The sequence below is a fragment of the Kitasatospora sp. NPDC051705 genome (assembly GCF_044453265.1).
Classification (GTDB): Bacteria; Actinomycetota; Actinomycetes; order Streptomycetales; family Streptomycetaceae; genus Kitasatospora.
The window spans coordinates 98,056-123,657 of sequence record NZ_JBITCO010000017.1; the positions used below are offsets into that span (position 1 = coordinate 98,056).

Below are 25,602 nucleotides of genomic sequence, written 5' to 3' on the forward strand. Positions count from 1 at the left end.
CCAGCGCCCCGGCCTCCCGGGCGTCCCGGCCCCTCCGGGGCCTCCCCGGCCCTCCCGCGCGGACCCGTCGGGGCCGCACCGTCGACAACAGGACACCACGTGTCCTATGGTGAACAAAGTGTTCTGACCGAGAGGGAGGACCCGCGCACATGGCGGACACGTTCACCACCGACAAGACGGCCCTCGTCGACCTCGCCCACCGGCGGATGCGGGAGGCGATACCCGACACCGGCTGGACGGCGCGGCAGAAGCTCGCGCTGACCTGCCGGATCCTGTTCGACGCCGGCCACGACTCCGGTCTGGCCGGGCAGATCACCTGCCGGGCCGAGCGGCCCGGCACCTACTACACCCAGCGCCTCGGCCTCGGCTTCGACGAGATCACCGAGTCCAACCTGCTGCTCGTCGACGAGGACCTCAACGTCCTGGAGGGCGACGGCATGGCCAACCCGGCCAACCGCTTCCACAGCTGGGTCTACCGGGCCCGCCCGGACGTCACCTGCATCATCCACACCCACCCGCTGCACATCTCCGCGCTGTCCATGCTGGAGACCCCGCTCGTCGTCTCGCACATGGACATGTGCCAGCTGTACGACGACTGCGCGTTCCTGGAGAAGTGGCCCGGCATCCCGGTCGGCAACGAGGAGGGCGAGCTGATCTCGGCCGCCCTCGGGGACAAGCGGGCGCTGCTGCTCGCGCACCACGGCCAGCTGGTCGCCACCGGGAGCATCGAGGAGTCCTGCACCCTCGCCCTGCTCTTCGAGCGGGCCGCCAGGCTCCAGCTGCTGGCCTCCGCCGCCGGGCGGATCCAGGAGATCCCCGAGCTGCTCGCCCAGGAGGCCCACGACTGGATCTCCACCCCCAAACGCGGCCAGGCCACCTTCGCCTACTACGCCCGCCGCGCCCTGCGGGCCGGCCACCGCGACGCGCTGTCCGCCACCGGAGAGGACGGTTCCTGAGATGTCGGCGTTGAACCTGGACGGTGTGGTCGCCTACCCGGTCACCCCCTTCACCCCGGACGGCGAGCGGGTCGACGCCGACCGGCTGGCCGCGCTCGTCGAGCGCCTGGTGGCGAGCGGCGTGCACGCCGTCGCCCCGCTCGGCTCGACCGGCGAGAGCGCCTACCTGGAGGAGTCCGAGTGGCGCACGGCCGCCGAGGCCGCGGTCTCCGCGGTGGCCGGGCGGGTGCCGACGGTCGTCGGCGTCGCCGAGCTCACCACCCGGGGCGCGGTGCGGCGGGCGCGGCTGGCCGAGCGGGCCGGGGCGAGCGCGGTGATGGTGCTGCCGCTGTCGTACTGGCGGCTCGACGAGCGCGAGATCGTCCGGCACTACACGGAGGTCGCCGGTGCCGTCGGGATCGAGGTGATGGTCTACAACAACCCGGCCACCGCCGGCGTCGACCTCGGCTCGGAGCTGATGGTCTCCCTGGTGGAGGGCGTGGAGAACATCACCATGGTCAAGGAGAGCACCGGAGACCTGGGCCGGATGCACCGGCTGCACCACCTCACCGGCGGCGAGCTGCCCTTCTACAACGGGAGCAACCCGCTCGCCTTCGCGGCCCTCACCGCCGGCGCGGCCGGCTGGTGCACCGCGGCGCCCTGCCTGATCCCGGAGGAGACGCTGGCCCTGCACCGGGCGGTCCGGGCCGGGGACCTCGCCGGCGCGGCCGAGGTGTTCCGGCGGCAGCTCGGCGTCCTGCAGTTCATCGTCCGGGGCGGCCTGCCGACCACCGTCAAGGCCGGGCTCGCGCTGCGCGGCTTCGACGCCGGCGGCCCCCGGCCGCCGCTGCTGCCGCTGGACGCCGAACGGACGGCCGAACTGGCCGGCCTGCTGGCCGCGGTGGACGCCGGCCGGGTGGTCTGACCGGGCCGTCCCCGCGGACACGGCCCCGAGGGCGACCCTAGGGCAGCGGTGGGACGCGGTCCCCGGGCTCCGCGGGCTCGTCGTGAATCACCACCAGCACCACCGCGGGCTCGTCCCCGGTGCTGCGGCAGCGGTGCGGCACGGCCGCGTTGAAGTAGACGCTGTCGCCCGGGCCGAGCGGCACCGTCCGCTCCGGGAACTCCAGCTCGGCCGTGCCCGCGTGGACGAAGAGGAACTCCTCGCCCGCGTGCGACTTGAACGGCGCCGCGGCCCGGCCGGTCGGCGGGTACATCACGAACGGCGCCATCCGCTTGCCGGCCAGGCCGGTCGCGATCCCCTCGTACCGGGGGGCCCCGCGGCCGGCCTCGCCGGTCGTCAGCGGGGTGCGCTCGCCGGCCCGCACCACGGTGACCAGCTCGGGCTCGACCTCGTCGGAGAACAGTCGGCCGACGTCCACCCCCAGGGCGTTCGCCAGCTTCAGCGCCGTGGAGATCGACGGGTCGCTGATCCCGCGTTCCACCTTGGAGAGGTAGCTCTTCGTCACCCCCACCTGCGCCGCCAGGGCCTCCAGGCTGAGCCGGTTCTGCGTCCTCAGCGCCCTCAGTCGGCTGGCCATGCGCTACCCCTCGGTCCGGAAGATCGGCCCATTATCCCATCGGGCCCGGACGCCCTGCGGGCCCTGGCCGCGGGGGCGGCCGGACCTGCGGCTATCTTGAGGGGTCACGGACAGCCGGAGGGAGCGGGCGATGGGGATGGGTGGTCGGCGGATGGCCGCCGCGGCGGTGGCGACCGGGGTGCTGGTGGGTGCGCTCACCGGGTGCTCCTCGGGCGGATCGGACACCGCGAAGGGCGCGTCGGGGACGGCCGCCCCGGCGTCGGGGACGGCTCCGGCGGCGAGCCCGGCCACGGGTGCGGCGTCCGCCTCCCCGGCGGCCGACGCCTCCGGTGCGGCGTCGCCCGCGGCTCCCGGCGCGGCCTCGGCGCCGGCCGCCGGGCCGTCCTCGGCGGCGGCCTCGGCCCCCGCACCGGGCGGCAGCGGCGGGGCGCCCGTGCCGCCGCCGGCCGCGGCGACGCCCGGTCAGGACCTGGACGCGGTGCTGCTGGACGACCGGATCGTCGGCCGGGTGCTGCCCGACGCCAAGGCGATGACCGGCTGGGAGGAGGAGAAGCGGAAGGTCGACACCGCCGACCACGCCACCACCTGCACCGCCGCGGCGCCCTGCACCGGCAAGCCGCTCAGCGGCTCGGTCCGGTTCTCCTCGGGGGACGTCGTCGCCCGCTTCTTCGTCGACACCCTGCCCAGCCGGGACGCCGCCAGGAACCGGCTGAAGGAGTCCTACGCCTCGTACACCGCCGGGCCGTTCCGCAAGGTCGACACCCCCGTGCTGGGCAGCGAGAGCCAGGCCTTCCAGGGCCAGCTGGCCGACGGCGAGGGCATCGGCATCGTGGTGCGTTCGGGCACCGTCGTCGCCAGCGTGACCACCGAGGGCGGGCCGGTCGACCTGGCCGCCACCCGGCGCTTCGCCGCCATGCTGGTCAAGCGGATCGAGCAGGCGCAGGCGGGCGCGACCCCCGACGCCGGCCTCGGCGTGGGCTGACGGAACGTCGGTCCGGGAGGCCCTGGCGGCCCCGGTGGTCCTGGCGGCCTGGCGGCCTGACGGCCTGACGGCCCCGCGCCCGCCACCCCACCCCGCCCGCCGCCCGCGAGGCCCCGAGCCGCTCCGTGCCCGGGGCCTCGCGGACGTCCGGACCCCCGACCGCCGCCGGCCGCGGCCGCCGCCCGCCGCGCCGCCCTCCCCGCCGGGCCCCTGGGCTGGGGAAACGGATGTCGGTCGGCCGTGATATCTACTCCTCTGGGGTGGTCGCCGCGCGGCCATGCGAAAGATGCCGACGATGTTCCAGGGGGGCCGTACATGGCGCTGTTCCGACGCCGCTCCGGCGGGGAGACCGGTCAGGACCGGGCCGGGTGGTTCGGGTTCGGGCGGCGCGCCGCCGAGCCCTCCGCCGCCGCACCGCGGCTGGACCCGGCCCTGGGGGACGAGTCCGTCCGCCTGATGCTCGGCCAGGCCCGCGCCGGGGACTGGGCGGCCCTCGGCCCGGCGCTGGCCGGCCTCGACGGCGCGGAGCTGAGCGGGGTCGTCGGCGCGATCGCCGACGTGCCCGGGGTCGAGGAGTGGACGGCCCGGGCCCTGGCCGAGCGGCCGGAGGACACCCTCGCCCTGCTGCTGTCCGGCGCCCGGCACGTGACCTGGGCCTGGGAGGCCCGCACCGGGGCCCGGGCCAAGCAGGTGTCCGAGGACCAGTGGCGGGTCTTCCACGAGCGGCTGGAGGTGGCCGAGGAGCAGCTGCTGGAGGTCGCCGAGCGCGAGCCGTCCTGGCTGGCCCCCTGGTTCTACCTGCAGATCAGCGCGCGCGGCGCCTCGCTGCCGCCGGAGGCCGCCACCTGCCGGTTCGAGGCCGCGGTGCGCCGGGTCCCCGGGCACCCGGCCTCGCACCGCCAGCGCCTGCAGCAGCTGTGCGCCAAGTGGGGCGGCTCGCACGAGGAGATGCACGCCTTCGCCCGCTCCTCGATGCTCGCCGCGCCGGAGGGCAGCCAGCTCGGCGAGCTGGTCGCGCTGGCGCACCTCGAGCGCTGGCTGGACCTCCCGGACGGCGAGGACCGCGCCTACCTGGCGAGCCCCGAGGTGGTGGCCGAGCTGCAGGAGGCCGCCTTCCGGTCGGTGCTGCACCCGGACTTCGTCCCGGTCCGCGGCTGGCAGGGCCCCTTCAACACCTTCGCGATGGTCTTCTCGCTGGCCGACCAGCGCAGGACGGCGCGGCTGCTGTTCGACGCGCTCGACGGCATGGTCACCGAGGCGCCCTGGCACTACCTGTCCGGCGATCCGGTCAAGGCCTTCCGCTCCCACCGGGACCGCTGCGCGTCCTGACGCCGCCCCCGCCCGAACCCCGTCACCCGCCCCGCGATCGAAAGAGCCTGCGGTGTCCCCTTCCGAGAACCCGGCCTCCGAGCACCCGACGAGCGCGCACACCTTCCAGGTGGACCTGCGCGGCCTGGTGGACCTCCTCTCCCACCACCTCTACTCCAGCCCGCGGGTGTACCTGCGCGAGCTGCTGCAGAACGCGGTGGACGCGATCTCCGCCCGCCGCGCGCTGGACCAGGACGCGCCCGCCCGGATCACCGTGCGCGCCGACGACGAGCTGAGCATCACCGACACCGGCATCGGCCTGACCGAGGCCGACGTCCACACCTTCCTCGCCACCATCGGCCGCAGCTCCAAGCGCGACGCCGAGGGCCGGCTGGACGGCGCGGGGCTGGCCCGGGCCCGCGGCGACTTCATCGGCCAGTTCGGCATCGGCCTGCTCGCCTGCTTCGTGGTCGCCGACGAGATCACCGTCGTCACCCGCTCCGCCGCCCGCCCGGACGCGCCGGTGATCGAGTGGCGCGGCGGCTCCGACGGCCGCTACACCATCCGCACCCTGCCCGCCTCGGCCCGCCCGGAGCCCGGCACCACCGTCACGCTCTCCCCGCGCGCCGACGCCGCCGAGTGGACGGGGCCGGGCCGGGTGCTGGCGCTGGCACGGGACTTCGGCAGCCTGCTGCGCCACGACGTGACGGTGGTGGACGCGAACGGCACCGAGCACCGGGTGAACCGCACCCCGCCGTGGGCCGAGCGGCACGGCTCGCCGCTCGCCCGGCGCGACGCACTGACCGCCTACTGCCGCGGCACCTTCGACTTCACCCCGCTCGACACCATCGACCTGGACCTCCCGCTGGTCGGCCTGCGCGGCGTCGCGTACGTCCTGCCGGACGCCGCCCCGCCCTCGCGCCGCTCCGGCCACCGGGTGCACCTCAAGGGCATGCTGCTCTCCGACCAGGCCGACGAACTGCTGCCGGACTGGGCGTTCTTCGTCCGCTGCGTGGTGGACACCGACGGCCTGCGCCCCACGGCCTCCCGCGAGGGCCTGTACGCGGACGAGACGCTGGCCGCCGTCCGCGACGCGCTGGGCGTGCGGATCCGCGACTGGCTGACCGGCCTGTCCGCGAGCGATCCGGCGCTGCTCCACCGCTTCCTCTCGGTGCACCACCTGGCGGTCAAGGAGCTCGCCCGCTACGACGACGAGCTGCTGCGGATGATGCTGCCGTGGCTGCCGTTCGAGACCACCGACGGCAACGTCACCCTGGACGAGTTCACCCGCAGCCACCCGGTGGTGCTGGTGACCCGCACCGTCGAGGAGTTCCGCCAGGTCGCCCCGATCGCCGGCGCGGCCGGCCTCGGCGTGGTCAACGGCGGCTACACCTACGACCGGGACTTGGTGCACCGGCTGCCCGAGATCCGCCCCGGCGTCTCGGTCGCCGACCTCGACCCGGGCACCGTCACCGCGCACCTGGACTCCGTCGACCCGGCCGCCGAGCTCGCCGCCGGGGCCTTCCTGACCATCGCCCGCGAGGTGGTCGGCCGGTTCGACTGCGACGTCGCGCTGCGCAGCTTCCACCCGACCAGCGCGCCCGCGCTGCTGCTGGACAACAGGGAGGCCCGGCACGAGCGCACCCGCGCCCAGCTCGCCGACGAGGCGGACGGCCTGTGGGCGGACATCCTCGGCTCGCTGCGCGCCGAGGCGCCGCGCGCCCAGCTGGTGCTCAACCACCTCAACCCGCTGGTGCGCCGCGCCGCGACGGTCACCGACCGGGAGCTGGCCGTCACCGCCGTCGAGGCGCTGTACGGGCAGGCCGTGCTGATGACCCGCCGCCCGCTGAAGGCGAGCGAGAGCGCCCTGCTCAACCGCTCGTTCATCAGCCTGCTGGACCACGCCATGCTCGGCCACGAGTCGGCCGGCCCGGACGCCACCGACCCGAAGGAGGCGTGATGCTGGACACACCCGACGCGGTGATTGCCGCGCTGCGCGAGAACGACGCCCGTCCGTACGGCCGGCAGCGGACCGTGGTGGCCGAGGAACTCGTCGACGCGGCGGAGCAGTTCGAGGACACCGGGGTGCACTCGATGGCCCTGCTGGAGCTGATGGAGGCCTACGAGTACGACGGCGAGCGCAGCAAGACCCCGGTGGTCTTCGCCCGGGTGCTGAAGCTCTGGGACACCGACCCGGACGGCTTCGGCGAATGGGCCCGGCACCAGGTGTTCTGGCGCTTCAAGTGGGTGGCCGGCGCCCTGCTGGACACCCCGGAGGTGCCGCTGGCGGCCGTGCACCGCTGGCACACCGAACTGCGCGACCGCTACCGGGCGGCCGGCTTCGACCTCCAGCCGTACTACGCGCAGCGCTACCACCTGGCCGCGCAGACCGGCGAGGGCCGTCAGGACGCCTACGAGCTGTGGACGGCGCGCCCGCGCACCGAGCTGAGCGACTGCCACGCCTGCGAGACGAGGGCCAGGGCCGAGCACTTCGCCGAGGCCGGTGACGACGCCCGGGCGCTGGAGGTCCTGGGGCCCGTCCTCGACGGCAGCAGCTCCTGCGAGCAGGAGCCCTACCTGAGCCAGGCCGCCGCCCTGCTCCCGCTGCTGCGCCTGGGCCGGCTGGACGAGGCCCGCTCCTGCCACCTGACCGGCTACCGCTACGCGCGCGGCAAGGCCGCGATGCTGCACGCCGTCGGCCGGCACCTGGAGTTCTGCGCGCTGTCCGGCAACGAGCCGCGCGGCCTGGAGATCCTGGCCGAGAACCGCGACCTCTTCGCGGTCACGGGGGACCAGTCCGCCCGGCTCTCCTTCCTGACCGGCGCCGAGGTGCTGATCGCCGGGCTGTCCCGGGCCGGGCACGGGGCGCTCGCGGTCAGCGGTCCGCCGGGCACCGGCTGGACGGTGGACACCCTGCTCGTGCACCTGCGCACCGAGGCCGGGGCGCTGGCCGACCGCTTCGACGCCCGCAACGGCACCGGCGCGGTCGGCGCCGACCGGCGGGCCAGGCTGGCCCGCGAGCCGCTGCTGGCCGAGCCGCTCGCCCTCGGCGTGCGCGCCGCCGCCGCGCCCGAACTGGCCGCCGCCCCGGCTCCCGTGCCGCGCCGGCCGGTCGAGCCGGAGCCGGAGGACTTCACCGCCCTGGTGGTGCGCGCCCGGGAGCTGGAGCTGGTCGGGCACCCGGACGCGGAGCGGCTCTGGCTGCGGATCGAGGAGCGCTTCACCGCCGACGGTTTCGAGCTCCCGGAGGGCACCGGGGACGGCGGCGCCGCGCGGCTGCGCGCCGAACTCGCCGAGCAGCGGGCCCACCGTTCACTGGAGCGGGACGAGTACGCCGAGGGCCGGGCCGGTCTGGTGGCGGCCGCAGCGCTGTTCGAGGAGGCCGGGCTGTCCGGCCAGGCGCTGATGGTCCGGGGCCGTGCGCTGATCGCGGAGCTCGGCGACGTCGAGGGTGCGGTGGCCGACTGGCCGGCCCTGGACGAGGTGCTGCGCGCGGCGGAGGAGCTGCGGGCCGCGGGCGGCGCGATGACCGACGACGACTACCTGATCGTGCTGCAGGTCCGCGCCTACGCGGCCCATCACGACCTAGTCTCGGCGCTGCCCGAGCCGCCGGCCGCGGTGCTCGGGCGGTTCGAGGAGGCGGCCGACGGCTACCACGGCGCGGCCGTCGCCCTGGGCTCCGCCCGCCGGGCGGCCACCTCCCGCCAGTACCGCGCCGACGCGGCCGCCCGGCAGGGCCGGATGGCCGAGGCGGCGGCCGAACTGCGCGAGGTGCTGGCGCAGTTGGACGCGGCCGAGCTGCCCTGGCAGACGCCGCGGGTGCTCGGACTGCTCGGCCAGGTGCTGCTCCAGGACGGGGAGCCGGCGGAGGCCGTCGAGGTGTTCCACCGGGCGCTCGCCGAGGCGGTCCGCTGGGGCGAGGGCGGCTACCCGTTCGCACCCACGTACATGATGCTCGGTCACGCCTGCATGCTGCTCGACGACCACGGCGGTGCGGTCCGGGCGCTCACCGAGGCCGCGGCGCGCTTCGACCGCAAGGGCCGGGAGGGCGCGGAGGAGGCCGCCCGGGTGCGGCTGCAGCTCGCGGACGTGCTGCGGGCCGCGGACCGCACGGCCGACGCCGTCGCGGTGCTGGAGTCGGTGCTCCTGGACGCGGCCGCCGCCGAGCTGGACGTGCGGCTGCTGGCGCAGGCCCGGCTGGACCTCGCCCGGGGCCTGGCCGACCTGGACGAGGACCGCGAGGCGGCCGAGGAGTACCTGCGGCTGGCGGACGCCGTGGCCGGCTGGGAGGACCAGGACACCCACACGATGGTGGCCTGCGAGGCCTCGCTGGCGCTGGCCAGGGCCGGTCGCCGGGAGGCCGCGAAGGCCGCCCTGGACCGCGCGGCGGAGGCCCACGGACGGGCTCCACGGGTGGACCAACTGGCGGCCACCCTCAGGGAGTTCGCCATGCTGACGATGCGCGCCGAGGGCCCCGACGGCCTGCCGGAGGCGCTCGCCAGGCTGGCCGAGGCGGACGCCGTCGGGGCGGCCGCGGAGCGGGCCGGGCTGGAGTACGACGCCCCGTTCCTGCAGGGCGGTTCGCACTACGAGCGGGCGCGCTGCCTGGCCGTCGGCGAGCGTTACGAGGAGTCGGTGGCCGAGGCAGAGAAGGCGATCGCCCGGTACGACGACGGAGGGGAGCAGTACGGGGCGCCGCGGGCGGAGGCCCTGCGGCTCGCCGCGCTGGTCGAGGGCACCGACCTCGGCCGGACGAAGGCGGCCGTGGCCCGGCTGACGGCGGGCATCGCCCGCTGCGAGGCCGCCGGGCTGCCGGAGGCGGCGGGGGTGCTGGCCGATCTGCGGGAGCGGCTCGCCGCGGGGGAGTGAGCCGGAGGCGTGGGCCGGGGGCGTGAGCCGGCCGGGGCCGGGGCCGGGGCGTGCGTGCCCCGGCCCCGGCCGCAACCCCGGGCTCAGCCTCAGCCCCGGCCGATGGCGGCCGGCGTGCCGTCAGCAGGGTCCGTCGTCGCCCCAGACGCCCCACTGGCCGCTGGCGCTCGGCACCTCGTTGAGGGTCCACCACTTCGCGTGGTACTTGTGGCCGTTGTACGAGACCTTGTTGCCCGAGGTGTACGTGGTGCTCGCGCTCCACGCCGGGTCGGTGCAGGTCCCCGAGGTGGGCGGCGGCGAGCTGGGCGGAGTGGTCGGCGGAGTGGTGGGCGGGGTGGTCGGCGGGGTCGCCCCGGCGAACTTCACGGTGTACTTGGTGAAGTCCCAGTCGTTCTGGACCACGCTGGAGCAGGAGCCGGACAGCCCCGGGTCGACGGTGCCTGGGCACTGGCGGTCCCGGTTGACCGACCAGTAGGTGTACCGGGCGAGGTGGTGGGCGGTGGCGAAGTCCAGTACGGCCTGGAAGTCCGCCTGCCGGAAGTACTCGGCGGCGTCGGTGCGGCCGTTCATCATCGACACGCCCTCGTGGGCGTACGCGGTGGCCTCGGACCAGCCGAAGGTGGTCTGCAGGATCTGGTTGAACTTCACCAGCGCGTCGGTCTGGGCGGCCGCGCCGTTGAACCCGCCGTCGAACGGCATGATCGAGTAGTTGTCCGGCGTGAACCCCTGGGACTTGGCCTCGTTCAGCATCTGGGTGCCGAACCAGCCGGTGCCCGCGTTCGTCCCGGCGGTGGTGATCGAGACGTACAGGCCGGGGTTGTTCTGCTGGAGGATGCGCGCCGCGCCGATCTCGTTGTGGATCGCCGCGGTGTTCTCGTACTCCGGCTCCTCCAGGTCGAAGTCGATCGCCTTCAGCTGGTACTTGGTGATCGCCTTCTGGTAGCCGGCGGCGGTGGCCTCCGGGGTGCCGCAGACCTGGCCGAGCTTGGTGCCGCCGTACCCGCCGACGGAGACCGAGACGTCGCCGCCCTTGGCCCGGACGGTCTGGATGACGCCGGGCATGGTGGTGTCGGTGTCGATCGAGGAGGTGCCGCCCCAGGCCGGGGAACAGCCGTTGCCCTGGGCCAGGATGAACGCCAGCTGGAAGGCCTTCTGCCCGGTGGCGTCCATCACCGCCGCGGCGTCCGGCGGGCTGTTGTCCTCGGGCATCAGGTAGGGCGCCGAGGCGTACCAGTTGCTGCCGAGGCCGGCGACGGTGTCGGCGGCGGCCGAGCCGGTGCCGGCCAGTGCGGCGGCCCCGCCGGCGACCAGGCCGAGCACACCGGCCACGGCGACGGCGACCCGGCGCGGACGGCGGCGGCCCGGGGGGTTCGGGTTCCGGGTGGCGGGGTGTGGGGGGAGTGCGCGTTCCATCGGAGGCCCTTCCAGGCGGGGACGGCGGTGGGGGGAGGGCCTGCTCGCGCCGGAGTGGGGGTGGCGCGCAGGCCCAACGGTCCTTCGGCGCGGGGTGGTTGCCGATGGCTGTCACTGGTATAGACCTGTCGAGGAAGGCCGGTCAACCCCAAAGAGGTCAAGCCGTCGGCCCCGCCCGGGCGGGGCCGACGGGGGCCCGGAACCTAGCGGACCTGGCCGCGGCGCGACGGCGGCGGTGCGACGGGCCCGGCCGACTTCAGCGTGCGCAGCACCGGCGCAGACTCCAGCGCGGTGATCTCCGGGACGCTTCCCAGCCGCCGGGTCAGGTAGCGGTGCAGGTCCGCCGGGTCGGTGCACAGCGCGGTGGCGGTGAGGTTGCTCGGCCCGGTGGTCGCCGCGACCAGCGCGAGTTCGCGGTGGGTGGCCAGCGCGCGGCCGACCCGGTCCAGGTGCGCGGGGGCGACGCTCATCCACAGCAGCGCCTGCATGTCGGCCCCGAGCAGCCGGGTGTCGTACTCCACGTCGAGGAAGACCGTGCCGTCGGCGCGGAGTTCGGCCAGCCGGCGGGCGACGGTGGCGGGGGTGTGCCCGGTCGCGGCGGCCAGGTCGCCGAGCGGGGTCCGGCCGTCCCGGTGGAGTTCGGCGAGCAGCGCGTGGTCGGTGCGGTCCAGCCCGGTCGGCGACCGGATCGCACCTGCCGTCGCCCGGCTCGGGCCCGCCGTCGCCCGGCCCGGCCCCGTCTCGGCGGGCCGCAGCCGGGCCTCCTGCTCCTCGGTCAGCGCGTCGGTGCTGCCCGGCCAGGCGGACGGCCCGCCGCGGTAGGTGTGCAGCAGGCAGTGGGCGGAGACGGCGGTGACGGCGGCGGTGCGCGGGATGTCGCGCAGCAGCAGGCTGTGGCCGTCGGTGCCCGGAGCGGTCTCGACGATGGCGGTGATCTCGGTGCCGCCGGAGGTCAGTTTGACCCATGCGGTGTCGGGGCGCCGGACCAGCGCCTGGGCGAGGCCCTGGGCGGTGTGCGGGCCGGCGGTCAGGCGCAGCAGCCACTGGGCCCGGCCGGCCCGGTGCGGGTCGGCGAGCCCGACGACCCGCAGCCCGGCCTCGGTGCGCAGCCGCCGGTAGCGGCGGGCGACGGTCTGCGGCGACACGTCGAGGACGGCGGCGATCCGGCTGAACGGGGCGCGCCCGTCGATCCGCAGGGCGTGGACGACGGCGCGGTCGAGCTCATCCGGCATGTGCGGTCCCCTGCGGTTCGGCGGTGGGCTCCGATTCTGCCCGGTCCGGCCTCGCCGCGTGCCGTGCCTCCGCGTCCGGCCCTGACGCGTCCGGGCCGGCTGTGGGCGGTTCGCCGCCGGGTGTGCGCATCCCCCTGGTGGCCGCGGCGAGCAGCACCAGCGCGCCCAGCGCCACCCAGCAGGCGCGCTGCGCCCCGGCGGTGTCCGGACCGGCGAGGTAGACCCGTCCGAGCACCGCGACGCCGAGGGTCGCGCCCAGCTGCTGCACGGCGTTGAGCAGGCCCGCCGCCGAGCCGGTCTCCTGCGGCCGCAGCGGTCGCAGGGCGGTGGTGAAGAAGGCGGGGGTGAACAGGCCCTGGCCGGCGCCCAGCACCACCAGTGCGCAGGACAGCGGTGCCGGGCTCCCGCCGGCCCGGTAGGCGCCGGCGACGGCGAGCAGGCCGAGGGCCAGCGCCGCGAGCCCGACCGGCATGACCTTCGCCCCGTACCGGGGCAGCAGCCGCGCCCCCGTGTACCAGGAGGCCGCGGCCATCCCGGCCGAGCCCGGCAGCAGCGTCAGTCCACAGGTCAACGCATCGGCCCCGGAGCCCAGTTGGAGCTGGAGGACGACGACCAGGGTGAGCCCGGTGGTGACCGCGAAGAACAGGGCCGAGCAGGCCAGCGCCGCGGGGAAGCGCACCGAGGTGAACAGGCTCCGCTCGATCAGGGTGGCGGCGCCGCGCCGGGCACCGCGCCGCTGGTGGGCGCCGAAGCCCACCGTGAGGGCGGCCCCGGCGGCGAGCGAGGCCAGCGCCGGGGCGTCCGTCACCGAGCCCTCGGGCCGGAGCAGCGGCAGCACCACCAGCCCGGTGGCCGCGGCGGCGAGCGTGCTGCCGGCCGGGTCGAGTCCGGGCCGGTGCGGGGCACGGTCCTCCGGCAGCAGCGGGGCGACGGCCAGCACGGCGAGGGCGAGCGGCAGGTTGACCAGGAAGACCGCGCGCCAGGAGGAGCCGAGCAGGTCGGCGTGGGTGAGCAGCCCGCCGAGGACCGGTCCGCAGAGCGCGGCCAGCCCCATCACCGGGCCGATGGTGCCCAGCGCGCGCCCCGTCTCGGGCCCGCGGAACAGGGCCTTGATCAGGCCGATGGTCTGCGGCACGACGACGGCCGCGGTCGCGCCCTGGACGGCCCGGAAGGCGAGCAGGGCGGCGAGCGTCGGCGCGCAGGAGCAGGCCAGCGAGGCGAGCAGGAAGCCGGCGACGCCGGTGCGGAACACCCGGCGCCGCCCGTACCGGTCGCCGAGCCGGCCACCGGTGAGCAGCAGGACGGCGAACGGCAGGGTGTAGGCGGAGGTCAGCCAGGGCACGGCGGCGGCCGGTCCGCCGAGGTCGGCGCGCATGGCGGGCGCGGCGACCTGCACGATCGTCGCGTCCAGCAGGTTCATCGCCTCGGCGGTGAGCAGGGCGCAGAGCGCCGTCCAGCGGTGCGGGTACGGGCGGGACTGGGCGGGCACGGGTTCCCCCTCGGGTGGTGACGCGACTGCCGCCACCCTCCGGCCCGTGCGTGATGCGGACCAGCCGCCGGCCACTGCATCGACGAAAAACGCCATCGGTCCGGCCCGGGCCGCCGAAAAGTTCCGCCGGGCACCGCCCCCGGTCAGATCCCGGTGGCCCCGGCCCCCACTCGGGCTCCCACCCCGACCCCTGCGCCCGCCCCCGCCCGCACCGCGGCCAGCAGTCCGGTGACGGCCGGGGACCACGGCCGGCCGGCCGGGCCGGTGAGGGTGAGCGTGCGGTGGACGGCGGGCCGGATCGGTACCAGCACGCAGTCGGCCGGCACCATGGTGAGCGCCAGCGCGGGCATCACGGAGACCCCGACGCCCGCGTGCACCATGCCGATCAGCGTGTTGAGGTCGCGGATCCGGTGCCGGGGCGCGAACCGGGTGCCGGCCCGGCGGTACGACTCGCGGATGTGGCGCTCGCAGCCGCCCTCCGAGAGCAGGAAGTCGTCGTCCTCCAACTCGGCGACGTGGATGCTCCGTTGCCCGGCGAGCGGGTGGTCGCGGCGCAGCAGCGCGTGCATCGAGTCCGCGCCGAGCGCGACCGCCCCGGGCGGGTGCGGGCCGGCGTCGACCAGGACCGCGGCGTCGACGGTGCCGGCCGCCAGCCAGGTGGCCAGTTCGGCGTCCTCGCCCTCGAAGACCCGGACGGTGACCTGCGGGTGGGCGGCCTTCCAGTCGCGGAGCAGCCCGGGCAGCAGCGCCTGGCAGACGGTGGTCGGTGCGGCGAGCCGGACGGTGCCGGTGAGGCCGCCGGAGTGCCGGGTGGCGACGGCCCGGACGGCGGCGGCGGACGCGACGGCCGTCCGGGCGTGCGGGAGGACCTGCTCGCCCAGCGGGGTGGGCCGGGCCGGGGTGCCGCGCAGCAGGACGGGTGCGCCGAGCACCCGCTCCAGCGCGGCCACGGCGTGCGAGACGGCGGACTGGCTGATGCCCAGTTCGTCCGCGGCCGCACCGAACCCGCCGGTGTCGGCGACCGCGACCAGGGCCCTCAGCTGGGCCAGGTTGACCTCCGGGGCCATGAGACTTCCTCATCCGTGGGGCACCGCGACTTGTTGGACTCATGCTCCGCCGCCCGGCCACCCTGTGTCCAGGCGGATGCCGGACGGGACGAGGGGGAGGTGGTCGGGGTGCGGCGCTGGTTGCCGGGCTTCGTGGCGCTGTCGGCGATCTGGGGCGCGAGCTTCGCGCTGATCAAGGTGGCGGTGGAGGCGGGGGTGCCGCCGGTCTGGGTGGCGTTCTGGCGTTGCGCCCTCGGTGCGGCCACGCTCTGGGCGATCCTCCTGCTGCGCCGCGGGGGCGCCCCGCGCGACCGTGCGCTCTGGGGGCACTCGGCAGTGGTCGCGGTGCTGCTCAACAGCGTGCCGTTCACCCTGTTCTCGTTCGGGGAGACCAGGGTGAGCTCGGTGCTCGCCGGAGTGCTGAACGCGACCACCCCGCTGTTCACACTGCTGTTCGCGGTGCTGGTCGTCCCGCAGGAGCGCCGCCCCGGCGTGCGCCGGCTGTGCGGCCTCGCCGTGGGCTTCGCCGGCGTGCTCACGGTGCTGGGGGTCTGGCGCGGCATCGGCTCCGGCGAGGCCGTCGGCGGCCTGGCCTGTCTGGCCGCGGCCTGCTGCTACGGCGCCGGCTTCGCCTACCTGCGCCGCTTCCTGTCCGGCCGTCCGGAGTCCGTGGTCGCCCTGTCCGCCGTCCAGATCACCTGTGCGACCGCGGAGTCGGCGGTCATCGCGCCGCTCGCCGCGGGCGCCCCGCACTGGCCGGGTGCGGGCGGGGCCGGCGCCCTGCTGGTCCTGGGCGCGGTGGGCACCGGCCTGGCGTACCTGCTCAACCTCGGCCTGGTCCGCACCGCGGGCACCGGGGTGGCCTCGGCCGTCACCTACGTCATGCCGCTGTGGTCGACCGCCCTCGGCGCCGTCCTGCTCGCCGAGCCGGTCGGCTGGAACGCGCTCGTCGGCGGCGCCCTGGTGGTCGCGGCCGTCGCCCTCACCCGCCCGCGTCCGCCCGTCGCCGGCCCGCTCCCGGCAGCGGCCCCGAAGGACCGTCACCCGGTCGGCTAGAGCGACCGGATGAGCGCGGGGGCGCAGCGGCCGGTGGCCGTCCGGGCCGCGCTCTCCCCCGGCCGGTCCCGGCCGGTCCCTACCGGCCGGTTCCATGGCATCGCCGCGGGTCCGCGCGGTCGGCAGGGCCGGGTCGGGTCCCGCGGTCGGGTTTCCCCGCCATCCGGCCGGGCTCCGCGGGGGCGGGTCCGGCGCCCGGTCTGACGTTCGGTGTCCGGTGGATTACGGAAAGTCCCCATCGCCCCGCTAGGGTGGCCGCCGTGGTGAGGTCGTGGGATGCGGCGGTGGAACGGGCGCAGGACCGGCTGGCGGCGGGTCCGCTGCTGCGGGTGGCCGCCGAGGGGGACGAACGGCGGTTCGCCCGCTGGGACTTGGCGTCCCTGGTGGAGGGTGAGCTGGGTGAGCGGGTGGATCCGGACGTCCTGGCGCCCGACGCCGAGCGGCGGTGGCGCGAGGCGCTCGGCGAGAGCGGCCGGGAGTGGCCCGGCGGTGAGCTGTACCGGCGCCGCTACTGGGTGCTCGACGGGGGCGGCGCGGTGGCCGGCACGGTGGCCGTCGACAACTGGACCAGGGGGTCGGGCCAGCTCGCCCTCTCCTCCCTCTACCTGCGCCCCGGCGCGCGCGGCCGGGGGCTGGCCGCCGGGGTGCTGGACGAGGTGTACGCGGCGGCCACCGTCGAGGGCCTGCCCGGCTTCCGGCTGGAGGCGCACTGGACCTGGCAGCACGCCGTCCGCTACTACCTGCGCCGCGGGCTCTGGGTGGTCGGCTGGAAGCACTCGCTGACCCTCGCCCGGGTGCCCCGGCTGCCGCGCTACCAGGTGCGGGAGGAGGCCGGCTGGCTGCACCTGCTGGTGTCCGACCGGGTGCGCGGCTGGGTGTCGATGCTCGCCGCCGGCCACGAGGGCGACTGGCTGCGGCTGGACGAGACGCCCGAGTACCGCTCCGCCGACGGCTGGGTGCACGGCTACGCGCGTTCCACGCTGGCGCTGCACCTGGCGCTGGCCGGCCGGCCGCTGGTGCGCGGGCCGCAGTGGTGGGCGGAGGCGTGGCGCTGGTCGGACGCGGGGGAGCCGGAGGGCCTGGCATACCGGATCGAGCACGTCGAGCAGTCGGCCCGGGCGGCCGGCCGCCGGGTGGTCAGCCCGTACCGCCCGGCGGTGGCGGCCGCCCGGCTGGCAGACTCGGGGGATGGCTGAGATCGAGATCGACGGCGGGCCCGCCGACCCGGCGCGGCTGGCCGCGCTGGGGTTGCTCAACTACGGGCACTTCACCACCCTGCGCGTGGCGGAGGGCAGGGCCAGGGGGCTGGCGCTGCACCTGGACCGGCTGGTCCGGGACTGCCGGACGCTGTTCGCCGCCGGCCTGGACCGGGCAGCGGTGCGCGAGCGGATCCGGGCGGTGCTGCCCGCCGACGGCGCACCGGTGACGGTCCGGGTGACGGTGTACGACCCGGAGCTCGGCCTGGAGCGCCCGGCCGGCCCGGCCGTGCCCCGGCTGCTGGTCACCACCCGCCCGGCCGCGGCCGCCGTGCCCGCCCCGCTGCGGGTCCGGACGGTGGCCTACCGCCGGGAGCTGCCGCAGGTGAAGCACGTCGGCCTGTTCGGTCTGGTCCACCAGCGGCGCAGCGCCCAACTCGACGGCTTCGACGACGCGTTGCTGGTCGATCCGGACAGCGGCCTGGTGACGGAGGGCGCCACCTGGAACCTCGGTCTGCTGGACGGCCGCCGGCTGGTCTGGCCGCAGGGCCCCAGCCTGCCCGGCGTGACGGCGGCGCTGCTGGCGGGTGCGTACGACGGGCCGCAGTCCCACGAGCCGGTGGACGCCGCCGGGTTGGCCGGGTTCCGGGCCGCGTTCGCGGTGAACGCGGGCGTCGGCGTCCGGCCGGTCGCGGCGATCGACGGCACCGCGTTCGACCCCGGTGACGCCGTCCTGGCCGAGCTGCGCGCCGCCTACGAGGCCGTCCCCGCCGACGAGGTGTGAACGCCGGTGCCCCGGGGCGGGCGGCGGGCTCCCGGGCGGATCGACCGGTGCACGAAGGGCTCGCTCGTACGGGTGACAAACGGCGTCCCGGCAGGCGCAATGGGGTGGCGGTCGAGCCCAAGACCCTTTATCGGCAGTGATCGTGATGTCGGATCAGCTACGCTCTCGCCCGCCCCGACCGACCCGCCGAAGCAGAGAGTAGCCCGACATGAGCAGTCCTCCCGCGGCCCCGGCACCCCGCTGGCCGCTGATCCTGCTGCGCATCACCGCGACCACCCTGGCACTCCTGGCGCTGCTCCAGGCCATGCTGGCCGGCAGTTTCCTCAACGGCACCTACGAGTCGCTCAAGGACCACGAGGGCAACGCGATGACGCTCGCCACCGTGGCCGTCCTCCAACTGGCGGCGGCCGCGCTGGTGCGCCGGCCCGGCCGCGGACCGCTCTGGCCGCTGTGGACCACCGCCGTGCTCGTCGTCGCCGTCACCGGCCAGATCACCGCGGGCTACGCGCGGGCGATCGGCGTGCACGTCACGCTGGGCGTCCTGCTGGTCAGCGCCGTCCTGTTCGGCCTGGTCGGCGCCTGGCGGCTGCCGCTGCCCGCCCCGGCCGGCGCGCTGCCCGGGCCGGACGGCAGCGGGCGGCTGCCGCGTCCCGGCGGGCCGGTGGAGGTGTCCAAGTGAACCGCCGCCGGTTCCTCGGCATCGGCGCCTCCGTGCTCGGTGCGGGCGCGCTGGCCGCCGTGGCCGTCCCGTCCGCCGCCCGGCTGTTCGCCGAGGGCCGCCCGGGCCGGCTGCTCACCAGCGAACTCGACCTGCCGGAGGCCTTCCGCGTCCCGCTGCCGGTGCCCGCGGTGCTCCAGCCGGTGCGCAGCGACGCGACCTCCGACTACTACGAGGTCACCCAGCAGGTCGCCCGGCTGGAGATCCTGCCCGGGGTGCGGACCGAGGCCTGGACGTACAACGGCAGCTTCCCCGGGCCGACGGTGGTCACCCGCTCCGGCCGGGCCGCGGTGGTCCGGCACCGCAACGAGCTGCCGGTGCCGTCCGTGCTCCACCTGCACGGCGGGCACACCCCGGCCGACAGCGACGGCTACCCCACCGACCTGCTGCTGCCGGTCGGCTCCACCGGAGCCGCCGCCCAGGGCGCGGCGGGGATGCCGGGAATGGCGGGGATGGAGCACGGCGGCGGACGCAGCGTCACCGGCGAGCGCACCCACACCTATCCGGGCCTCCAGCGCGCCGCCACCCTCTGGTACCACGACCACCGGATGGGCTTCACCGGGCCCGGCGTCTGGCGCGGACTGGCCGGCTTCCACCTCGTCCACGACGACGAGGAGGCCGCCCTGCCGCTGCCACGCGGCGACCGCGACCTCCCGCTGATGCTCGCCGACCGCTCCTTCGCCGCCGACGGCTCCTTCCGGTACCCCTCGACCGACGCCGCGCTGGCGGTGCCCGGCGTCACCGACGACTACATGAACGGCGTCCTGGGGGACGTCATCCTGGTCAACGGCGCCCCCTGGCCCCGGCTCGACGTCGACCGCGCCCGCTACCGGCTGCGGGTGCTCAACGCCTCCAACACGCGCCAGTACCGGCTCGAACTGGACCCGCAGCCCTCCGGGGGCGACGCCCTGGTCCAGATCGGCTCCGACGGCGGCCTGCTGGCCGCCCCGGTCGCCCACGACGCTCTGGAGATCGCCCCCGCCGAGCGCTTCGACCTCGTCGTCGACTTCTCCCGCTACGCCCCCGGCACCCGGGTGCGGCTGCTCAACCGCTTCGGCAGCGGCCGCACCGCGGAGGTGATGTGCTTCGACGTCTCCTCCCGGCAGGTCGCCGACGACTCGACGGTGCCCGACCGGCTCTCCACCGTCGAGGAGCTGGACGCCTCCGCCGCCGTCACCACCCGGGACTTCGCCTTCCGCCGCAGCCGAGGCCTCGGCTGGACCATCAACGGCGACGCGTACCAGCCGGGCCGCGACCTCGCCCGGCCCGCGCTCGGCAGCGTCGAACGGTGGCGCTTCACCAGCGACCTGCACCACCCCGTCCACGTCCACCTGAACCACTTCCAGGTGATCGGCCGCAACGGCGGGGCGCCGGGCGCGTACGACGCGGGCTGGAAGGACACCGTCGACCTGCGTCCGGCCGAGGGGGTCGAGGTACTGGTGCGCTTCACCGACTACGCGGGGACGTACATGCTGCACTGCCACAACCTGGAGCACGAGGACATGGCGATGATGGCGGACTTCACAGTGGGGTGAGCCCGGCTTTCATCCGGACGGCGCAGTGCCGGGGGTGCGTGCGGTGCGGCCCCCGGCACTCCTGCCCTAGCGTCGCGAGAAGGCGCACCTTCGCCTTCCGGCCGACCGAGGAGCCGCGCATGACCACCCCCGCCGAACGCCGCCGCGCCGGCCGGACCGCCCGCCAGCGCGTCTCCCGCTCCGCCCACGGGCGGTGGATCCCCGCGGCGGACCGCCCCGATCCGGTCACCGTGCTCCAGGAGCAGGCGGCCGACCGGGTCGCCCGGCTGCTGCCCATCCGCTACGGGCGGATGGTCGAGACCCCGTTCACCTACCTGCGCGGTGCCGCCGCCGTCATGGCGGCCGACCTCGCCGCCGTCCCGAACACCGAGCTCACCGTGCAACTCTGCGGCGACGCCCACCTGTTGAACTTCGGCGTGTACGCCTCCCCGGAGCGTGCGCTGCTCTTCGACGTCAACGACTTCGACGAGACCTACCCCGGCCCCTTCGAGTGGGACGTCAAACGCCTCGCCGCCAGCGTTGCCGTCGCCGCCCGGGACAACGGGCAGGACGACGAACGGGCCCGCCGCGCCGCCCGCGCCGCCGCCCTCGGTTACGCCACCGCGATGCGCCGGCTCGCCGGGCTCGGCGAACTCGACGTCTGGTACGCCCGGATCGACACCGAGGACCTGCTGCCGCTGCTGCGCACGCCCAAGCAGCGCAAGCGCTTCGAGGCCGGGATCGCCCACGCCCGCCGGCGCACCAGCCTGCAGGCCTTCGAGAAGCTCACCGAGGTGCGGGACGGCCGCCGGCGCATCATCAGCGCGCCGCCCCTGATCGAACCCCTGAAGAAGGACGAACTGCGCGGCGTCGGGCGGGTGTTCAGCGACTACCGGGCCACCCTCGCCGAGGACCGCAGGGTCCTCCTGGACCGCTACCGCTTCGTCGACGCGGCGATGAAGGTCGTCGGCGTCGGCAGCGTCGGCACCCGGTGCTTCATCGTCCTGCTGGAGGGCCGGGACACCCGGGACCCGCTGTTCCTGCAGATCAAGGAGGCCGGCCGGTCGGTGCTGGAGTCCCAGCTGCCGACCACCCGGGTCGACGCCGAGGTCGCCGCCCACCACGGCGGCCGCCGCGTCGTCACCGGCCAGCACCTCATGCAGGCCGCCAGCGACATCTTCCTCGGCTGGACCACCGGCCCGGCCGGCCGCCACTTCTACGGCCGCCAGCTGCGCGACATGAAGGGCTCCGTCGAGGTCGCCGAGATGACCGTGCACGGTCTGCGCGACTACGCGGACCTCTGCGGCCGCACCCTCGCCCGCGCCCACGCCCGCACCGGGGACCGCCTCGCCATCGCCGGGTACCTCGGCGGCGCCGACACCTTCGCCGAGGCGATCGCCGACTTCTCCCTGCAGTACGCCGACCAGACGGCGCTGGACCACGCCCAACTGGTCGCCGCGATCGACGCCGGCCGGGTCAAGGCCACCCGGGGCGTGTGAGGGCGCCCGGGCGGGTGGTCCGCCACCCGCCCGGGCGGTTCCGTGCGGCCCCGGCGGCCCCGGCGGACCGGTACGGGCTCCCGGCGGGTCACCGCGGCCCCGGGCCGGTCACCGCGAACCCGGCAGGGTGAGCGCGGCCAGGCGCTCCAGCTGCTCGGCCTGCCCGGCGAGGTCCATGGCGCCCAGCCGGGCGACCACGTGCCGGGCGCCCGCGGCGGCGTACCGGCCGAGGACGGCGGCCACCTCCTCGGGCGTCCCCAGCGCGACGGCCTGGATCCGCTCCACCTCCGCCAGCGGCAGGCCGTAGTTGGCCAGCGCGTAGGCGTCCATCACCTCGCGCGCCGCCGCCGCGTCGCGGTCGATCCGGACGTTGACGAACAGCGCCGGCGTCACCGCCCCCGGGTCCCGCCCCGCCTCCCGGGCGGCCTCCCGCACCGCGCCCAGCCCGGTGGCGTAGGCCCGGGGGTCGGGCGGGTACGGCAGCCAGCCGTCGTAGTCGCGGCCGGTGCGGGCCAGTGCGGCCGGCGTCGCGCCGCCGAGCCACAGCGGCGGCCCGCCCGGGCGGAACGGGGCCGTCGCGGGCGGGAGTTCGGCGAAGTCGTGGAACTCGCCGCGGAACTCCGTCGCCCCGCTCCACAGCGCCCGCCAGAGCGCCACCGTCTCGTCCAGCCGGGCGAACCGCCGCTCCCACGGCACCTGCGACAGCTCGTGCAACGGCCGCCCGAACCGGCCCGGGAAGCCCGCCCCGACCGCGACCGTCAGCCGGCCGCCGGAGAGCAGGTCGACCGAGGCCAGGGTCTGGGCGGCCTGGACGGGGCGGCGCAGCACCGGCAGCAGCGCCCCGGTGCCCAGCCCGATCCGCTCCGTCACCGGGGCGAGGGCCGCCAGCATGGTGAGCGGCTCGATCCGAGGGGTGAGCAGCGAGTCGTTGACGAAGAGCGAGGCGAAGCCGAGCTCCTCGGCCCGGCGGGCGAATCCGATCAGCTCACGAGGGTCTCCGGCGGGCGCCCACTGGGCCTGGCCGGTCGGAAGAAACACACCGATGTCCATGGCCCCGATCCTGCCGACCGCGGAGAATCGGCTCAATTCCCGCCGGGGAATGGCGGTTTCGGCCGTTCCGGGGTTGGCTGGCAGCATGGACTTCCCCCAGGCCCTGCGCGAGCGCCGCACCGACCGCCGCCTCAGCCAGCTGGACCTCGCCACCCGCGCCGGCACCACCCAGCGCCACCTCAGCTTCATCGAGTCCGGCCGTTCCGTCCCCGGGCGGGGCATGGTCGTCCGGCTCGCCGAGTCGCTGGAGCTGCCGCTGCGCGACCGCAACGAGCTGCTGCTGGCCGCCGGCTTCGCCCCCGTCTACCCGGAGACGCCCCTGGACGGGCCGGAGCTGGCCCCGGTCCGGGCGGCGATCGACCACATCCTGACCGGCCACCTCCCGTACCCGGCCCTGGTGGTGGACCGGCGCGGCGACGTCGTCGCCGCCAACGCCGCGCTCGACCTGCTCACCGAGGACGCCGACCCCCGGCTCGTCGGCCCGGGCACCAACGCCTACCGGCTCGCCCTCCACCCCGACGGCCTCGCCCCGCGGATCCGCAACTTCCCCACCTGGGCCCGGCACATCCTGGAGCGCACCCGGCACCTGGGCGAGCTGCACGCCGAACTGTCCGGCTACGTCCCGGACCCGGACCCGGGGGAGCAGCACCTGGGCTTCGCCGTCCCCCTGGAGCTGGACACCTCCGCCGGCGAGCTCCACCTGATGACCACCGTCACCACCTTCGCCACCGCCGTGGACGTCACGCTCGCCGAACTCAAGCTGGAGGCCTTCCTGCCCACCGACCCGGCCACCACCGAGGCCCTGCTCAGCGCCCGGGGAACTGGTAGTCCGCGGTGATCCGGCCGTCCGCCCCCACCACCACGAACTCCAGGCCGCCGCCGACCGCCTCCCCGCCCGCGCTCGGCGCCATCTCCCAGCCGAAGGTGACCACGTCCCGCAGCCGCAACGCGTCCTTCCGCGCCCGGAAGGTGAACTCCCCGGGTGCCACGAACTCCTGGTACGCCCGTGTCACCCGCACCTCCAGCTCCGCGTGGCCGCGGGCCTCCAGCACCGGGTCGTCGAATCCCACCCGGGCCGCCGCCTCCCGCACCTCGACCGGCGGGTGCAGCAGGTGCACGGCCTCCGGTGCCCACAGGGCGGCGATCGCCTCGCGGCGCCGCTGCGGGTCCGCCTCCGTCCACACCGCGGCGTAACGGTCGGCGATGTCCTGCGCGTCGATGCTCATGTCCCTGCCTCCTGGCGTCCGTTCGGTACGACCCCCATGCTCCGGGCCGCCCTGCCGCGGAACAATTCCCGCCGCGGAATGCCCCGGGCCGGCGCGTCGGTGCGCCCGCGGAAATTGCGCTTGCCCTGGTCGGGCGGGTGGCGTTGGCTGGGGCGCATGACCGAACCGCACACCGAACTGCACACCGAACGCCTGCTGATCCGCCGCTGGCGCGAGAGCGACCTCGCGCCGTGGGCGGCGATGAACGCCGACCCCGAGGTCCGCGAGCACCTGGGCGACGTCCTCACCCGCGAGCAGGCCGACGCCTCGGTGGCCCGGTTCGAGGCCGCGACCGAGCGGCGCGGGTACGGCTGGCTCGCCGTCGAGGTGCGGGAGAGCGGCGAGTTCGTGGGCTTCGCCGGCCTGGACGACGTCGACGAGGGCCTGCCGTTCACCGGCGTCGAGATCGGCTGGCGGCTGGCCCGCACCGCGTGGGGCCGCGGCTACGCGACGGAGGCGGCCCGCGCCGTCCTGGCGCACGGCTTCGACACCCTGGGGCTGCCGGAGGTCCTCGCCGTCACCACCGCCACCAACCTCCGCTCCCAGGCCGTCATGCGCCGCCTCGGCATGGTGCACGACCCGGCCGTCGACTTCGACGACCCGGACGCCCCCGAGGGCCCGCTGCGCCCCAACGTGGTCTTCCGCCTCGACCGCGCCGGGTACCGGGCCTGAGCCGGACACCGGTGCCGGGCGGGAGCGTGACCGGTGCCGGGCCCGAGAACGTGACCGTCACCATGCCTGAGCAGGGCTCCGATCGTCGGCGGCGTGTGCCAGCATGACCTGCATGTTGGCGATCGGGGTGCAGGAGAACGACGGGACGCGGCACCGGAGGGTGGGCGCGGAGGTCCTGGCGCGGCTGGTGCGGCGGATCGGCGCGGACGGGGACCGCTTCCTCGTCGTGCAGCGGATACCGGACCTGCCCGACGTGTACATCCAGGTGTGGCACGCCGAGGGCGGGGACTACGAGCTCGAGCACCGCGACGGCTCCGCCGAGCGGCACTTCGGGGTCCGGCTGGACGAGCCGGAGGCGGTCGTCGCCGCGATGACGGGCTGGTCCCGCGGCGAGCCCGGCTGGGGCGCGGGCCTGGACTGGCGGCCGCTGGCCACCGGGCCGGCGCCCGAGCCCGTCCCGCCGCTGGACCTGCCGCCGGGGGAGCTGGGGCTGCTGCTGGACCGGCTGCGGCTCACCCTGGCCGGCGGCTACGCCACCCGGGCCGACCTCGCCGAACTCGCCGAGGACTACCTGGTCTCCGGTGACCGCCGGCCGGTCTCCCGGGCCCAGGCCGAGCAGCTGGCCGACCGGCTCTGGCTGGAGCGCGTCGGCGAGCAGACGGGGTGGATCGGCGAGACCGACCCGGAGCGCCTCACCCGGGCCTTCGCGGCCCTGGAGGAGGCCGGCATCACGGCCCGCGAGGACTTCACCTGCTGCCGCACCTGCGCCGACGAGGAGATCGCCGCGGACGGCGCGCCGGACGCCCGCGGCTACGTCTACTTCGACGCCCAGGGCACCGACGCCGCGGCCGCCGGCGAGGGGCTGTCCCTGCACTACGGCGGCTTCGACGCCTCCCCGCTCACCACGACGGCCATCGGTCACGAGGTGGTCGCCGCCCTCACCGACGCCGGCCTGCAGACGGTCTGGAACGGCGACGCGTCGCGCGTGGTGGAGCTGCGCCCCCTGTTGTGGCGCCGCCGTCTGGTCGGCTGA

General features: G+C 76.0%; 22 protein-coding genes. 15 read left to right on the top strand and 7 right to left on the bottom strand.

Annotation, left to right across the window (positions count from 1 at the left end; translation table 11 throughout):
- Positions 1-149 precede the first annotated feature (149 nt).
- Together ACIA8Q_RS21870 and ACIA8Q_RS21875 are read left to right on the top strand one after the other, a co-directional pair.
- Positions 150-956, top strand: a complete 807-nt coding sequence (locus ACIA8Q_RS21870) for an aldolase (protein WP_396317575.1) — start codon at positions 150-152, stop codon at positions 954-956.
- 1 nt (position 957) lies between these two features.
- Positions 958-1,860 (top strand): dihydrodipicolinate synthase family protein, encoded by a 903-nt coding sequence (locus ACIA8Q_RS21875; RefSeq protein WP_396317576.1) that lies wholly within the window; start codon positions 958-960, stop codon positions 1,858-1,860.
- Between the two features lie 37 nt (positions 1,861-1,897).
- Here the strand turns inward: ACIA8Q_RS21875 and ACIA8Q_RS21880 are convergent, their stop codons facing one another.
- Complete coding sequence (locus tag ACIA8Q_RS21880; RefSeq protein WP_360222046.1) at positions 1,898-2,476, bottom strand: XRE family transcriptional regulator; 579 nt, start codon at positions 2,474-2,476, stop codon at positions 1,898-1,900.
- Between the two features lie 130 nt (positions 2,477-2,606).
- On the opposite strand from ACIA8Q_RS21880, the gene ACIA8Q_RS21885 reads away from it, so the two are divergent.
- From ACIA8Q_RS21885 to ACIA8Q_RS21900, 4 genes are all read left to right on the top strand, one after another.
- Positions 2,607-3,458, top strand: a complete 852-nt coding sequence (locus ACIA8Q_RS21885; protein ID WP_360222043.1) for a hypothetical protein — start codon at positions 2,607-2,609, stop codon at positions 3,456-3,458.
- Between the two features lie 315 nt (positions 3,459-3,773).
- The gene (locus tag ACIA8Q_RS21890; RefSeq protein WP_360222040.1) at positions 3,774-4,787 is read left to right on the top strand and encodes a hypothetical protein; all 1,014 of its coding nucleotides are present in this window, start codon (positions 3,774-3,776) and stop codon (positions 4,785-4,787) included.
- A 52-nt stretch (positions 4,788-4,839) separates the two neighbouring features.
- Positions 4,840-6,726 carry an HSP90 family protein gene (locus ACIA8Q_RS21895; RefSeq protein WP_360222037.1) on the top strand — a complete coding sequence of 629 codons (1,887 nt, stop codon included), beginning with the start codon at positions 4,840-4,842 and terminating at the stop codon, positions 6,724-6,726.
- Positions 6,726-9,635: a hypothetical protein gene (locus ACIA8Q_RS21900; RefSeq protein WP_396317577.1), complete on the top strand. Its 2,910-nt coding sequence runs from the start codon at positions 6,726-6,728 to the stop codon at positions 9,633-9,635. Before ACIA8Q_RS21895 ends, ACIA8Q_RS21900 begins: the two co-directional genes overlap by 1 nt.
- Positions 9,636-9,755: 120 nt before the next feature.
- On the opposite strand, the gene ACIA8Q_RS21905 is transcribed toward ACIA8Q_RS21900, so the two are convergent.
- The 4 genes from ACIA8Q_RS21905 to ACIA8Q_RS21920 all read right to left on the bottom strand — a co-directional run bounded on the left by ACIA8Q_RS21905 (position 9,756) and on the right by ACIA8Q_RS21920 (position 14,836).
- Positions 9,756-11,048, bottom strand: coding sequence for a carbohydrate-binding protein (locus tag ACIA8Q_RS21905; protein WP_360222031.1), 1,293 nt, complete (start codon positions 11,046-11,048; stop codon positions 9,756-9,758).
- Positions 11,049-11,251: 203 nt separating this feature from the next.
- On the bottom strand, positions 11,252-12,280 hold the full coding sequence (locus tag ACIA8Q_RS21910; protein ID WP_360204878.1) for an AsnC family transcriptional regulator: 1,029 nt from the start codon (positions 12,278-12,280) through the stop codon (positions 11,252-11,254).
- A complete protein-coding gene (locus ACIA8Q_RS21915; protein WP_360204880.1) occupies positions 12,270-13,769 on the bottom strand; it encodes an MFS transporter in 1,500 nt (499 codons plus the stop codon). Before ACIA8Q_RS21915 ends, ACIA8Q_RS21910 begins: the two co-directional genes overlap by 11 nt.
- Positions 13,770-13,912: 143 nt before the next feature.
- Positions 13,913-14,836: a LysR substrate-binding domain-containing protein gene (locus tag ACIA8Q_RS21920; protein WP_360204883.1), complete on the bottom strand. Its 924-nt coding sequence runs from the start codon at positions 14,834-14,836 to the stop codon at positions 13,913-13,915.
- A 108-nt stretch (positions 14,837-14,944) separates the two neighbouring features.
- On the opposite strand from ACIA8Q_RS21920, the gene ACIA8Q_RS21925 reads away from it, so the two are divergent.
- From ACIA8Q_RS21925 to ACIA8Q_RS21950, 6 genes are all read left to right on the top strand, one after another.
- A complete protein-coding gene (locus ACIA8Q_RS21925) occupies positions 14,945-15,871 on the top strand; it encodes a DMT family transporter (RefSeq protein ID WP_360204886.1) in 927 nt (308 codons plus the stop codon).
- 260 nt (positions 15,872-16,131) lie between these two features.
- Entirely contained in the window at positions 16,132-17,067 is a 936-nt protein-coding gene (locus ACIA8Q_RS21930) for a GNAT family N-acetyltransferase (RefSeq protein ID WP_360204889.1), read from the top strand.
- Positions 17,060-17,851 (top strand): aminotransferase class IV, encoded by a 792-nt coding sequence (locus ACIA8Q_RS21935; protein ID WP_360204892.1) that lies wholly within the window; start codon positions 17,060-17,062, stop codon positions 17,849-17,851. The genes ACIA8Q_RS21930 and ACIA8Q_RS21935 overlap by 8 nt, the downstream gene beginning before the upstream one ends.
- 208 nt (positions 17,852-18,059) lie before the next feature.
- A complete protein-coding gene (locus tag ACIA8Q_RS21940; protein ID WP_360204894.1) occupies positions 18,060-18,530 on the top strand; it encodes a hypothetical protein in 471 nt (156 codons plus the stop codon).
- The gene (locus tag ACIA8Q_RS21945) at positions 18,527-20,104 is read left to right on the top strand and encodes a multicopper oxidase family protein (RefSeq protein ID WP_387896729.1); all 1,578 of its coding nucleotides are present in this window, start codon (positions 18,527-18,529) and stop codon (positions 20,102-20,104) included. The genes ACIA8Q_RS21940 and ACIA8Q_RS21945 overlap by 4 nt, the downstream gene beginning before the upstream one ends.
- Before the next feature lie 119 nt (positions 20,105-20,223).
- A complete protein-coding gene (locus ACIA8Q_RS21950) occupies positions 20,224-21,582 on the top strand; it encodes a DUF2252 domain-containing protein (RefSeq protein ID WP_360204899.1) in 1,359 nt (452 codons plus the stop codon).
- 108 nt (positions 21,583-21,690) lie between these two features.
- Here the strand turns inward: ACIA8Q_RS21950 and ACIA8Q_RS21955 are convergent, their stop codons facing one another.
- Positions 21,691-22,632 carry an LLM class flavin-dependent oxidoreductase gene (locus tag ACIA8Q_RS21955; RefSeq protein ID WP_396317578.1) on the bottom strand — a complete coding sequence of 314 codons (942 nt, stop codon included), beginning with the start codon at positions 22,630-22,632 and terminating at the stop codon, positions 21,691-21,693.
- A gap of 85 nt (positions 22,633-22,717) precedes the next feature.
- Between ACIA8Q_RS21955 and ACIA8Q_RS21960 the strand changes: the two genes are divergently transcribed.
- Complete coding sequence (locus ACIA8Q_RS21960; protein ID WP_360204904.1) at positions 22,718-23,470, top strand: helix-turn-helix transcriptional regulator; 753 nt, start codon at positions 22,718-22,720, stop codon at positions 23,468-23,470.
- Here ACIA8Q_RS21960 and ACIA8Q_RS21965 read toward each other — a convergent pair.
- Positions 23,439-23,858 (bottom strand): hypothetical protein, encoded by a 420-nt coding sequence (locus ACIA8Q_RS21965; protein WP_360204907.1) that lies wholly within the window; start codon positions 23,856-23,858, stop codon positions 23,439-23,441. The genes ACIA8Q_RS21960 and ACIA8Q_RS21965 overlap by 32 nt on opposite strands.
- 156 nt (positions 23,859-24,014) lie before the next feature.
- Here ACIA8Q_RS21965 and ACIA8Q_RS21970 point away from each other — a divergent pair, with 156 nt between their 5' ends.
- Positions 24,015-24,569, top strand: a complete 555-nt coding sequence (locus tag ACIA8Q_RS21970) for a GNAT family N-acetyltransferase (RefSeq protein WP_360204910.1) — start codon at positions 24,015-24,017, stop codon at positions 24,567-24,569.
- A gap of 112 nt (positions 24,570-24,681) precedes the next feature.
- A complete protein-coding gene (locus tag ACIA8Q_RS21975) occupies positions 24,682-25,602 on the top strand; it encodes a DUF6891 domain-containing protein (RefSeq protein ID WP_360204913.1) in 921 nt (306 codons plus the stop codon).